The sequence below is a fragment of the Novosphingobium sp. genome (genome assembly GCF_037133355.1).
In the GTDB taxonomy this organism is placed as follows: Bacteria; Pseudomonadota; Alphaproteobacteria; order Sphingomonadales; family Sphingomonadaceae; genus Novosphingobium.
The window spans coordinates 97,075-110,156 of record NZ_JBAXOI010000014.1 but is presented as its reverse complement, the minus strand read 5'-3'; the positions used below and the strand labels follow the sequence as shown (position 1 = coordinate 110,156).

The following is a 13,082-nucleotide window of genomic DNA, read 5'->3' as shown; positions in this document are numbered from 1 at the left end:
TCTCGCTTTTCAGATAATATGTTACGATTAGTAATTTACGGTTGGTAACTTGTAAAGCGGGAATCGCGGTAGCCCTGCGCACGCAGCGCCGAGCCGTCTTTGCGTCCGGTGTGACGCTGTGGTAGCCGAGATTACCAATAGTAAATTAGGATCGTGCGAGCTCGTTATCCGACCATGAATATGCCAACCACCAACCGCAAGCGCCTGTCATGGGAAGAGCGGCACCGTCAGATGATCGGTGTCGCGCTCGATTTCGTGCGCCGGGAAGGCGCTGATTCCCTGACCTTGGCGAAAGTCGCCGAACAGGCCGGGGTCGCAAAGCCCTTGGCCTATAACCATTTCAAATCCCGCGAAGGGCTGCTGGTCGAACTGTGCCTCGCGTTCGATGAGCGCCAGCGTGCCGAACTTTCGAGATTGCAGGAAGATAGCTCACTTGATCTGGCCGGCCTGGCCCGCGCGGTCTGTGAGTCCTATCTCGAATGCTACGCGAAGAGCGAAGGCGAATGGCACGCGATCTATTCCGTGATGCGAAGCAATGGCGAAATGGCCAAAATCCAGCAGGACCTGTTCGACAAGCACGTCAGTGTGCTGGTCTCGGTCTTCGGGCCGAAGACTCCGCTGACCGGGGAGGACCTGCGGCTTACCTGCATCGGTTTGATCGGCGCTGCCGAGACGATTTCGGCATCGATGACTCATAACGCGGTGACCATGGAGGCTGCGGCCGCATTGCTGACCAAGCTTTATGTGGCAGCTTTGGAACCGTCGGCTGAAGCCAGGACTGGCTCCAGTTAACTGGTCAGTTGACATAAATGATGAGTGGCTTAGACAGGCCATCGGGACAGAAGCCTGGCCCGGGCAAACCCGGGCAATCATCATCAGCGGAGCCTTCCGACATGACCCAAAGCGCCACAAAGCCTGATTTCGAACGCATTCCCTTTGGCTCCGACCCTGCTTTGATCGGCGAGATCATCGCGCGCGATGGCGGTCTTATTCTGACAGGCGTGATTGATCAGGCTGATGTCGATGCGATCAACCGCGATCTTGATCCGCTGATCAATCCGCTGCCGCTGGGCAACTGGGGCGGGGAAATCGCCGAAGGCGTGCAGAACGACGCGCCGGCTGCCGAGCCTGGCGCCGAAGCCGAAGTGTTTTGCGGCATGCGCACCAAGCATCGCCAGCATTTGCTGATGCACAGCAAGATTCTGCGCGACAAGGTCGTGGGCCACCCGATCATGGCTGAGTATGTGGCGCAAGTCGTGCCCGGCCGCACGGGCATGCATTCGCTGTTCTCATCGGTCGCGATCGAAATTCATCCCGGCGAAATCGCGCAGGATATCCACCGCGATGCCGATTACATGTTCGACCTTGCGGGGCTGGATAAGCCGAACACGCCGCACTACGTCGTCAATACCTTGCTGGCGATGTGCGACGTTACCGAGGATATGGGCGCCACACGCGTCATCCCCGGCAGCCACAACTGGGCCGACTATACCGACCACGGCGACATGTCGCAGACGATCCCGGCCACAATGAAGGCGGGCGACATGCTGTTCTACACCGGCAAGACGCTCCATGCGGGCGGTGCCAATGTGACCGCTGACACGCCGCGCCGCGTGCTCAGCACCTCGTGGACGTTCCCGTGGGCCGTGGGTGAAGAAGCTTGGCCGTTCATCGTGACGCCGGAAGAGGTCAAGTCCTGGCCGAAGCTGGTTCAGCAGTACATCGGCTTCCGTTCGAAGCCCTATCGCGACGAAACCCCGGGCCTGATGTGGCGCATCGAAACGCGTCCGCTGGAAGAAAAGCTCGGGCTGGACGACTGACAGCCCTCACCGGCCACAGGTCATGCATAAGCGAGCGGGTTGCGGTTTGGCCGCAGTCCGCTCGCTTTGCGTTCGGGGCCTGCCAAGGCGCGATGAAGCGGTGTTCGTGTTCGACTTGACTGTTCATTCAAATAGCCCATACCAAGCAATAACAAGCGTTATGTCGCGTCCTGAGTCGGTTGCCAGTCCCTGCAGTCTGGGAGGTCACCCTGAAGCGGCAGAATGCAGGTGCGACGGCCGAGGTTGTGCCGCGCACTTGTGCAACTCGGTTTTCACAGGGGGGATTCATGCGTATCACCAAGTCAGCAATTCGGTTCGGTGCAGGCATTGGCGCGATCGCCATGGGGCTCGCGGCGATTACCCCGGCCCTGGCGCAGGAGGCAGCCGGCGAAACGGCGGCACCTACCGCCGGCGTTCAGGATATCGTTGTCACCGCGCAGCGCCGCGACCAGCGGCTGCAGGACGTGGGTGTTTCGGTCACCGCGCTTTCGAATGATACGCTGCGCGCGCTCGGCGTGGTGGACTCGCGCGATTTGGTGAAGGCAGCGCCCGGCGTGCAGCTGGAATCAACCGCTGGCGGCGGCGTCAACGCGTTCCTGACCATCCGCGGCATTTCACAGTCAGACTATTCCGCCAATCAGGAATCGCCCAACTCGATCTACCTCGATGAAGTCTATCTGAGCTCGCCCAATGCGGCGGCTTTCACGATGTATGACTTGCAGCGCGTGGAGATCCTGCGCGGTCCGCAGGGCACCCTATTTGGCCGCGCTTCCAGCGGCGGCCTCGCCAACTTCATCACCGCACGACCCGGCAAGACATGGTCCGGATATGCGGAAGTCGGCTATGGCAGCTTCAACAATGTCTGGGCCGAGGCCGCCGTGGGTGGCCCGCTTTCGGACCGGGTCCGGTTCCGCGTTGCGGGCCGGGTCGAGAACGCTGATGGCTGGTTCGAGAACGGCCTGCCCGGGGCCAAGGCTTCTTACGAAAAGAAGTTCGCCGGCATTCGCGGCCAGTTCGAAGCCGATCTGACCGACCGCCTGACCGCGCGTCTCTCGGTGAGCTACGACCGCAATCCGGAGCACCGTGAAGGGGCTTACCGCCGCGTGGCCTATGCCTATGATGCTAATGGCCAGCCTTATTTCACGCCAGACAAGCCCGTTGCCTCGACGGGCTACGTCAACACCTACACGAAGTTCAACAAGAGCGATTTCACCGACGTCGGCCGGCTCAGCAACGAGCGGTTCTCGCCGACCCTCTACCTCACCTATGACCTTGGCGGGGCAACGCTGTCCTCGATCAGCAACTACACCAAGTTCAAGTTCCAGTATCAGGAGGACTGCGATGGGGCGCCGATCAATTTCTGCTTCTTCGGCTATGGGCAGAACCTTGACCAGTATTCGCAGGAGTTGCGGGTCAACGGCAAGGCGGGTGGGCTGACCTACACGGCGGGTGCCTATTACCTCAAGATCGATCAGGTCATGCCGCAGTTCTTCAAGTACCCCGTCTACAGCGGTACGCCGTTCGGGTTCAGCGATACCAACATCGTCAAGCAGAACCAGGATTCGTGGGCGCTGTTTGGCCAGCTTGAGTACAAGCTGACCGACAAGCTCGGCGTGACCGGCGGCCTGCGCTATACGCATGAAACCAAGGATTTCGATTCCAAGGCCTACCTCCAGGAATATGGCGTCATCTACGATCCTGAAATCCTCTACAGCGACTTTTCCAAGGCCACCGTCGGCACGCTGGCGCACAAGTCCGAGGGGCTGTGGACCGGCAAGGTCCAGCTTGATTACAAGCCGTCGGATCACACGCTCATCTACGCCGGCGTCTCGCGCGGGGCCAAGCCGGGTGGGTTCAATACCAACCTGTCGCTTGCAATTCCCGACAAGCTGGTGCCGTTCAAGAGCGAGCATCTCTGGGCCTATGAGGGCGGCCTCAAGACCCAGATGCTGGACAATCATCTGCGCGTGAACGCCAGCGGCTTCTACTACAACTACACCAACTTCCAGGGCTTCACCTTCATCACGCCGCAGAGCTTCGTCGGCAACTACAGCGGCTATTTCTACGGCGGCGAGCTGGAAGTGACGGCGGTGCCGGTAAAGAACCTCGACCTCAGCCTTGCAGCCTCCTATCTCAAGACCAAGTTGCGCAATGTCGGTACGCAGGACAACGGCATCCAGGATCAGGAAAGCATCATGGCACCGCGCTGGACGGTCTATGGGCAGGTGACGAAGTCGTTCGATCTGTCCTTCGGCAAGCTCGCGCTGAACTGGAATGGCAACTACCTCGCCAGCCGCTATGCCTCGATCGACAACAGCCCGATGAACCGCTTGCCTGCCGTGTTCATGCACAGCGCGCGGGCCACCTTGTCGCTCGATAGCCAGAAGCTCGAGTTCTCGGTGTTCATCAACAATATCAGCAACAAGGCCAAGATCGGCTGGGTGCAGCGCGGTTCGGACGGTGTGATCTACGCCTATGACAAGCCGCGCTGGATTGGCGGCTCGATCCGCAAGTCGTTCTGATCCATCATACAGGGCGCCGGTTCGGAGGTGGCAACCCTGCCACCTCCGAACCGGCCCTGCGGGAGATCCCCATTGCGCAAGCTTGTTCCGCTCCTCCTGGCTCTGCTCGTTGCTGCTTGCAGCACTGGCGCTCCGCGCAACACTGATTGGGAATTGCTCGGCAACAGCCCGGAAATGCAGCACCATGCCGAGCTGGGCCAGATTGACCGCAGCAATGTCGGCAAGCTTGAGCTGGCATGGTGGACGGAAATGCCCACGCCCTATGGCATGGTGGGCAACCCGCTGATCAAGGACGGACGGGTGTTCCAGTCCGCGCCTGGCGGCCACATCTTTGCGAATGACCTGCGCACCGGCAAGCTCCTGTGGGAGTTCGAGCCGAAAGTTGATCTGGCGAAAGCCTCGTTCGCGTCCTACATCAGCCAGCAGACCAATCGCGGCCTGGCGCTCTATGGCGATCTCGCCATTGTCGCGACGAGCGACTGCCGCCTGATCGCGGTGGACCAGAAGACCGGCAAGCAGCGCTGGCAGGCGCAGTCCTGCAATTCGGAAGAGATGTACGGCATCACCGCCGCACCGCGCGTGGGCGATGGCATGGTCTTTACCGGCAACGCCTGCATGGACAGCGGGGAATCGCGCGGCTTCGTCGACGCCTTTGACGCGGCGACCGGCAAGCATCGCTGGCGGTTTTACACTGTGCCCGGCGACCCAGCCAAGCCGCAGGACAGCCCGCTCTATGAAGGCGCGGCCAAGACCTGGGGCACGGGCTGGTACGGAAAGTCGAAGGGCTGCGGCAGCGTCTGGGATTCGATCACGTTCGATCCCGCGCTGCATCAGGTCTATATCGGCGTCGGCGGTGCATCCCCTGTTTCGCCCGGCAACCGGGCGGCGGATGCGGGGGATGAACTCTTCACCAATTCCGTCGTGGCGCTCGATGCCAAGACCGGGGCCTACAAGTGGCACTTCAAGGAAACGCCGCATGATGCGTGGAACTTCGATTCCATTGGCATCATGGTGGCCGATCTGCCGATCGCGGGCAAAAAGCAGCATGTCGTGCTCTCGGTGCCCAAGAACGGCTTCACCTATGTGCTCGATGCCGCCACCGGCAAGTTCATCAGCGGCAAGAACTATGTCGATGTGAACTGGACCAAGGGGCTGGACGCCAACGGCCGTCCGATCCCCGAACCAGCAGCGATGTACTGGAAAAACGGGCAGGGCCAGATTGTGGAGCCCAGCACCATGGGCAGCCACGGGTGGGAGGCCATGGCCTTCGATCCGGCGACCGGGCTGCTCTATATCCCGGCCATGCACATCCCGACCTATGTCGCCCCGAACCCGGGAATCATGGGCATCCTGATGGACTTTTATGCGGGCGAAAAACCGGGCGCGAAGCAAAAGGCCTATGGCGAACTGGTGGCGTGGGACCCGGTGACACAATCCGCCAAATGGCGCACGCGGGCCGATATGCCGATCAACAGCGGCCTGATGCACACCTCCGGCGGGTTGGTGTTCCAGGGCATGGCCAATGGTGAGATCAAGGCGTTTGATGACGCCACAGGCAAGGAACTCTGGAGCCGGCAGACCGGCGGAGCGATGCGCGCGGCGCCCTCGACCGTCATGGTCGATGGCGAGCAATATCTGATCGTCGCCACGGGCAACGGTTCGGGTTCGGCCACGGGCAACTATGTCTCGCTCTACAATTCCACTCCGGAATCGCGCACCCCACCGCGCCTGCTTGCCTTCAAGATCGGCGGCAAGAGCGCCTATCCGCCGCTCGCCAAGGTGGAGCCGGTGCCCGCGCCGTCTAGCCCGCGCCAGAACGCGCAGCTTGCGGCCAAGGGCGACTTGCTGTTCGAAGGCTATGGCTGTTCGGCCTGCCACGGTGCGCGCGGCGCGGCGGCGGGCGGCAAGGTTCCCAACCTGAACCGCATGCCGCCGGCCGATCTCGCCATGCTCAAGCAGGTGGTGCAGCAGGGCGCGCTGGCGGCCAGTGGCATGCCGCAATTCAAGGACATGCCCGACGCCGATGCCGAGGCTCTGTTTGCCTATATCATCGATGAGGCCTGGGCTGCGCATGATCGCACCTCTGGCAAACCCGGAGCGGAAGGCGGCAAGCCCTGATGCGGATGGCGGGCAAGGCTTCTTGGCTGCTGGCAACAGCTCTCGCCTTGGCAGCAGGGCAGGGGGCAGGGCTCGCCAGCAGCGGGCCATCTGCCTCGCATGCCAAACTGCTCGATAGCGCTGCTGGCGACGATTGGCCGGGGTTCGGCCGCACGTATGGCGAGCAGCATTTCAGCCCGCTGGATGCGATCAACGCAGCAAATGTAGCGCAGCTCGGCCTTGTCTGGTCCAGCGATCTTGGGCCCGGGAATTCGGTTACGGGGCCGATTGAAGTCGATGGCGTGATCTATCTCGCCAACCGGCACAACGTGATCCACGCAATCGACGCGCATTCGGGCCGCGAATTGTGGGTGCAGGATACAGGGGCCGCCGAACGAGCCGGGCATCGCCTGCGCGTCGCGTGGGGAACGCGCGGCGTGGCGTGGTGGAACGGGCGGATCTATACCGGCACGACCGATGGCCGCCTGATCGCGCTCGATGCCAAGACCGGCAAAGAGGTGTGGTCCGTCGTCACGGTCGGCACCGATGATATCCGCTACATCACCGGCGCTCCGCGCATTTTCGGAGACAAAGTGATCGTCGGCCACGGCGGCGCGGATTCGGGCACGACGCGCGGTTATGTCACCGCTTACGATGCCGCGACCGGCAAGCAGTTGTGGCGGTTTTACACGGTGCCGGGCCAGCCGGGCATCGATACGGACGAGACCACGCAGCTTGCCGCGAAGAGCTGGGCGGGCGAATGGTGGAAGCTCGGCGGTGGCGGTACGGTCTGGAACGCGATAACCTATGATGCGGCGACGGACACGGTCTTCCTCGGCACCGGCAATGGTTATCCATGGAACCACCGCATCCGCAGCAAGGGGCAGGGCGACAACCTGTTCCTGTGCTCGATCGTGGCGCTCGACGGGAAGACCGGCAAATACAAGTGGCACTACCAGATCAATCCCGGCGAAACCTGGGATTACAACGCCAGCATGGATATCGAGCTGGCCGATCTGACCATCGAAGGCCGCCCGCGCCAAGTGCTCATGACCGCGCCCAAGAACGGCTTTTTCTATGTGATCGACCGGACGAACGGTCAGCTGATTTCGGCCAAGCCCTATGTCGACAAGGTGACGTGGGCGTCGGGCATTGATCTGGCGAGTGGCCGTCCGGTGGAAAATCCGCTGGCGCGGTTTGCGGCGGGGGCGAGTTTCGACATGTGGCCAAGCTTTGTCGGCGGCCATAGCTGGCTCCCGATGGCCTACAGCCCGGCAACCCGGCTGGTCTATATTCCGACCATCGAAATCGGCGCGACCTATTCCGAGACCGGGATCGACGTGGCGCATTGGCAGCCGCCCAAGGGCAATGTCGCCGATGTCGGGCTCTACGCTGATTTCGCGGCGGATGGACCGCCCCGGCGCAGCTATCTGCAGGCCTATGATCCGGTCACCCAGCGCCGCGTGTGGCAAGTGCCGACGCCCGGCCCGGTAGGTGGCGGGACTGTGGCAACTGCGGGGGGCCTCGTGTTTCAGGGCGGGCTCGGCGGCACGTTCAACGCTTACAGCGCCACCGATGGCCGGCTCCTGTGGTCGTTTGCTGCGGGGGCCGCCGTGCTGGCGCCGCCGATCGTCTACCGGGTTGGGGGCCGCCAATACGTCAGCGTTATCACCGGCACCGGGGTTACGTTCGGCACTTATTCGTCGATCATGGACAAACCGGCCGATTACCGCACGCAGGCGCACCGCGTGCTGACGTTCGCGCTAGGCGGCAAGGCCAAGCTGCCAGCCGCCGTGCCCGATACGCTGCAGCCAGTGGATGACCCGGAGTTTCGGCCTGATGCAGCGATTTCGGATCGTGGCGCGCTGGTCTATGGTACGCATTGTTATGTTTGCCATGGCAGCAATGCCGTCGGCGCCGGGACGGCGCCTGATTTGCGCACGTCGGCCCTGTTGCTCGATCCGGCCAGCTTCCGCGCGGTCGTGCTGGAAGGCGCGCTGACCGCCAACGGCATGCCAAGATTCGAGGAACTGGACGATCACGAACTTGGAGCGCTGCGCCACTACCTTCGGCAGGCGGCGGCGAACTGGCGCACGCGGCCTCATGGTGGATAACACCGCGCCGGGGCGCGGGATCAGCGGCCGAGGAAGCGGCCGGCCGTGTCGCCGCCATCGACGATGAATTCACTGCCCGTGCAGTACGACGAGAGATCGCTGGCGAGGAAGACTGCCATTTGCGCGACCTCCTCGGGCAAGCCGACGCGTGGCAGGGCGATATCGCCGACAGGGTAGTCTGAGCCGACCGCCATGCGTGTGGCGATCAGGCCGGGATGGATGGAATTGACGCGAATGCCCGAGCGGCCAAGATCGATGGCCGCCGCTTTGGTGAGGCCGCGCACCCCGAACTTCGAGGCTGCATAAGCGGCGATGCCTTCGGCAGCCTGAATGCCCGCGATCGATGAAACGTTGATGATCGCGCTTTTGCCATGCTGCCGCAGGGCAGGGGTTGCTGCCTGAATACCGTTGAAGGTTCCGGTGAGGTTCACAGCGAGGACCCGGTCCCAGGTCCGCAGCTTGATCGCATCGATCGAGGTCAGCCGGTGCGCTATCCCCGCATTGTTGACGAGGACAGAAAGGCTGCCGAACCGTTCGACCGCGAGCGCCACGGCGCGCTCCCACGCGGCAGGGTCGGTCACGTCGAGCGGCACGGCAACCGCGTCCGGCCCCAGCTGTGCGGCAAGCACCGCCAGCTCGTCGTCGGCAATGTCGCCCAGCACGACTTTCGCGCCCTCGGCAACAAAAGTCGCCGCAATCGCCGCGCCTATTCCTTGCGCCGCGCCGGAAATGAGGGCGACTTTCCCGGCCAGTCTCGTGTCAGCCATTGCTTGGTGCCTTCTCTTGTATGGTATGGATTTTGTGTCACAGGCCGCCGAAGCTGTGGCCCACCAGCGTGACTTTGCCATGATCGCGCGCCAGCCCTTCCAGCACCGGCACGGCGGCACCCGTTGACCCAAGAATATCGCGTCGTCTCATGGCTGCTGTCCTTGCGGCGCTATGCGGGGAGGGGGGCGGAGAGCGCGCCCAGCTCAATCGCCGCTTCTTCCCAGCGATACAGGATCGGTACATCCTTGGGGCCGCACACGAAGTTGGAAATCGTGCGGCGCGGCGTGCCATTGAGGCTGACTTCAGCGAGCAAAGGCAGGAGCTCTTCCCACAGCACGCGCATCTCCATGCGCGCGAGATGCTGGCCGAGGCACACATGCGGGCCGGTGCCGAAGGTGAGGCTGGTGACGCGCGGGCGGTCGATATCGAAGGTGAACGGATCGGGGAACACCGCCTCGTCGCGGTTCGCGCTCTGGTAGGCGAGCATGACCCAGTCGCCCTTGCGGATCTGCTGGCCCGCCACCGTCACATCGGCCAGCGCGGTGCGCATGAAGCTCTTGACCGGGGTCGCCCAGCGGATCGCCTCCTCGACGAAGAGAGGGATGTCGGCGGGATTGGCCTTGAGCCGAGCCAGCAGATCGGGCCGCTGCGCCAGTACCCACATCGATGTACTGATCGTGAAGGCCGTCGTGTCGTGGCCGGCCGTGGCGGCGATGGTGTAGTAACCGTGGAGCTGGCGCGGCGTCATGTAGTCGCCGTCGATCTTTGCGTTGGCGATCAGGCTGGTCAGCGTGTTGTCGGGATGAGCGCGCAGCCGGTGCGTCGCTTCTTCGAAGTAGTCGTGAAGGTCCTTCATGCCCTCGTCGATCATGCGCATGGCTTCGGCGCTTGTGGCGTCGGTGCCGCTCGTGTTCATGTCCGGATCGTTCGCGGCATGGAGCATATGCGCGCTGTGCAGCATGAAGCCCTCGTCCTCGCGCGGGATGCCCAGCGTTTCCATGACCACGCGCAGCGGATAGACCCAGGCGACGTCCTGCGCAAAATCGCATTGCCCGCCGTGCGCGCGCATTTCCGCGATGGATTCGCGGGCGATCACGCGGATCTTGCCTTCCAGCTCCTTGATCGATTTGGGGGCGAAGCGCGGGAACGCGATCATGCGCAGATCCTTGTGCTCGCGCCCGTCGATATCGACCAGCGAGCGCGTCACATTGGGCTCACCGAACACGTCGATGCTGTAGGCAACCGAGGCGCGGTCAAACAGGATGCTCGAGCCTGCCGCGTTGGAGAACACGTCGGTATTGCGCTCGATTTCCTGAATGTCGTTGTAGCGCGTCGCCACCCAGAACGGATCGTACTTGTCCGGATGCGCGAGGCCCAGCGGGTTGGTCTTGCGCAGTTCGGTGAAGATCGCGTCGATCCCGTCGTGCTCGGCATAGGCACGCGGATTGACGAGCGTGTTGGCCACCTTGAGCGGGATGGTCGCGCGCCGGTCCTTGGCGCGGCTGCGCGCCACGGTCCACAGCACGACCGCCATCGAGAGCGCCATGAGCAGCAGCGCCGTGCCGTTGACCAGCCGGAAATCCGCCGTGGCGAGCGCGCCGCCGATTGCGGGGCCGACCGAGAAGCCGACGAGCGCCGCAACATTGACGAACATCGCCGTGCTGCTAGTGGGATCGACCGTCACCACGGCTTCGAATTGGTAGTTCAGCACATAGCTGAAGCAGAAGCCGAACAGCATCGCGAGGGGGATGAAGCCTTGCACAGGCGCGAAGAGGAAGAAGGCCGAGGTCGTCGCCAGCAGCCCGGCAAAACCGATCACCATCGGCTTCACGAACCCGAAGCGCGAGCCGATGACCGCCGCCGCCCCGCCGCCGAACATGCCAGCAAACAGCACATAGGCGGCTGAACTGTCGGCCACGGCCTGCGCCACGCCCCATGCCGCGCCCATGTAGACGATGTAGGAATAGACCGCGACGACCCCGCAATAGAACAGCACGACCGAGCCGATCCCGGCCCAGCCCAGCGCCGAGACGCGGCCCACCGAGGGTTTGCCCGAGGTGATGGCGAGGCTGCGCCGCGTGGTTGCGGGCGGGACAAGTCTGGTAACGGCGAGCGCGGCGAGAATGCCCGCCGTGACCAGGCCAAACAGGCCGTAAGCGCCAAACGCGGTGGAGACTTCGCCCATCGCCAGCACGGCCAGCCACCCCGCGCCAAGCTGTGCGACGGTGAACACCCCGAGATTGCGGGCGGCATCGCCTTCGGCCATCACCGCATAGACCACCGCCATCGCCATGCCGCAGCCGAGCCCGGCAATCGGGCGCAGCACCAGCAGCTCGGGTAGCGAGGTTGCGAAGATCGACAAGGCGTCGGCGACGAGTGCCAGGAGCAAGCCCAGCAGGATCGTCCGGCGCCAGTTCAGCCGCTTGACCAGCCCGGGCAGCACCGCACACCCGAACGAGCCCAGCGTGATCCCGCCAATATCCGCGAGGCCGACCAGACCGGTCTGCGCCTCGCTGAATTGGCGCACCAACCCCAGCGCAGCCAGATAGGCCGGGATGGCATTGGGCAGGGCCATGCCGATCGAACCGATCAGGACGCAGGCGATGACGCCCGGAGCGAGGCCAAACCAGTGGGGGCTCGTTTTCGCAGGCGTGGTCATCGACAAGTTCTCCGGCTGCGGATCAAGGGTAGCCTATCTGGCCTTCAGGTACATTTCAGAGTGTCGAGGGCCGGCGGGGCGCCTCGGCAGGCGTGCGCGAAAGGCGCGGCGCGGGGGAGGGCTGGCGCACGCCTTCGATCTCGCTGAACGTGCCGCGCGCCACATTGTGCGGGTGGGCATAGGCTTCGTCGAGCGAGAGCACGGGCGCGAAGCACGCGTCGGTCCCCACGAAGATCGCCGTCCATTCATCGCGCGTGCGGGTGCGGAACACCTCTTCCAGCTTCTTCTTCAGCCGCGGCCAGCGCGCCTTGTCGTTCTGGGCTGCGAAATCGGGATCATCCGAAAGGCCGAGCTTGCCGAGCGCCGCCTGGTAAAACTGCGGCTCGATCGGGCCGAAGCTGACATGGAGCCCGTCTGCCGTCTCGTACGTGTCGTAGAAGTGCGCGCCGGTATCGAGCATGTTGACCCCGCGCTTGTCTTCCCAGCCCCAGGTCGCGCGCGCGCCCCAGATCAGCGCCATGAGTGCCGCCGAGCCATCGGTCATCGCGCAATCGATGACCTGACCTTCGCCTGTGCGCGAGGCGTGGAGCAGTGCGGAGACGATGCCGAAGGCCAGCATCATGCCGCCGCCGCCGTAGTCGCCCACAATGTTGAGCGGGGCCACCGGGCGCTCGCCTGCACGGCCGAAGGTGTTCAGCGCGCCGGAAATGGCGATGTAGTTGATGTCATGGCCTGCGGTCGGGGCGAGGGGGCCGTATTGGCCCCAGCCTGTCATGCGCCCGTAGACCAGGCGGGGATTGGCCGCCAGGAGATCATCGGGGCCAAGGCCTGCTCGCTCCATCACGCCCGGGCGAAAGCCTTCGATCACCGCTTCGCAGGTCTTGGCGAGTTCCAGCGCCTGCGCGCGGCCTTCGGGGGTCTTGATGTCGATCTCGACCAGCTTGCGCGAACGGAACACCGGGTCGCGCGGGTCGGGTGCGCCGCCGGGGCGGTAGGCCACGATCACTTCCGCGCCGTGATCGGCCAGCATCATCCCGCAGAACGGGCCCGGCCCGAGCGAGGCGAATTCGAGCACGCGAAACCCGGCAAGCGCACCCGCCAT

The 13,082-nt window shown here is 63.6% G+C and carries 8 protein-coding genes; 5 read left to right on the top strand and 3 right to left on the bottom strand.

The window, feature by feature from the left end; all coding sequences use genetic code 11:
* The first annotated feature begins 174 nt into the window (after nt 1-174).
* The 5 genes from WCL10_RS14405 (at nt 175) to WCL10_RS14385 (ending at nt 8,553) form a co-directional block, all read left to right on the top strand.
* Nucleotides 175-792 carry a TetR/AcrR family transcriptional regulator gene (locus WCL10_RS14405; RefSeq protein WP_336896359.1) on the top strand — a complete coding sequence of 206 codons (618 nt, stop codon included), beginning with the start codon at nt 175-177 and terminating at the stop codon, nt 790-792.
* A 101-nt stretch (nt 793-893) separates the two neighbouring features.
* The gene (locus tag WCL10_RS14400; RefSeq protein ID WP_336896358.1) at nt 894-1,820 is read left to right on the top strand and encodes a phytanoyl-CoA dioxygenase family protein; all 927 of its coding nucleotides are present in this window, start codon (nt 894-896) and stop codon (nt 1,818-1,820) included.
* 287 nt (nt 1,821-2,107) lie between these two features.
* Complete coding sequence (locus WCL10_RS14395; RefSeq protein WP_336896357.1) at nt 2,108-4,342, top strand: TonB-dependent receptor; 2,235 nt, start codon at nt 2,108-2,110, stop codon at nt 4,340-4,342.
* Nucleotides 4,343-4,414: 72 nt separating this feature from the next.
* On the top strand, nt 4,415-6,460 hold the full coding sequence (locus tag WCL10_RS14390) for a PQQ-binding-like beta-propeller repeat protein (protein ID WP_336896356.1): 2,046 nt from the start codon (nt 4,415-4,417) through the stop codon (nt 6,458-6,460).
* On the top strand, nt 6,460-8,553 hold the full coding sequence (locus WCL10_RS14385) for a PQQ-dependent dehydrogenase, methanol/ethanol family (RefSeq protein WP_336896355.1): 2,094 nt from the start codon (nt 6,460-6,462) through the stop codon (nt 8,551-8,553). The genes WCL10_RS14390 and WCL10_RS14385 overlap by 1 nt, the downstream gene beginning before the upstream one ends.
* Nucleotides 8,554-8,573: 20 nt before the next feature.
* On the opposite strand, the gene WCL10_RS14380 is transcribed toward WCL10_RS14385, so the two are convergent.
* From WCL10_RS14380 to WCL10_RS14370, 3 genes are all read right to left on the bottom strand, one after another.
* Nucleotides 8,574-9,320 (bottom strand): glucose 1-dehydrogenase, encoded by a 747-nt coding sequence (locus tag WCL10_RS14380; RefSeq protein WP_336896354.1) that lies wholly within the window; start codon nt 9,318-9,320, stop codon nt 8,574-8,576.
* 170 nt (nt 9,321-9,490) lie between these two features.
* On the bottom strand, nt 9,491-11,980 hold the full coding sequence (locus WCL10_RS14375; protein ID WP_336896353.1) for a cytochrome P450: 2,490 nt from the start codon (nt 11,978-11,980) through the stop codon (nt 9,491-9,493).
* 55 nt (nt 11,981-12,035) lie between these two features.
* Nucleotides 12,036-13,082 (bottom strand): CaiB/BaiF CoA-transferase family protein, encoded by a 1,047-nt coding sequence (locus WCL10_RS14370; RefSeq protein WP_336896352.1) that lies wholly within the window; start codon nt 13,080-13,082, stop codon nt 12,036-12,038.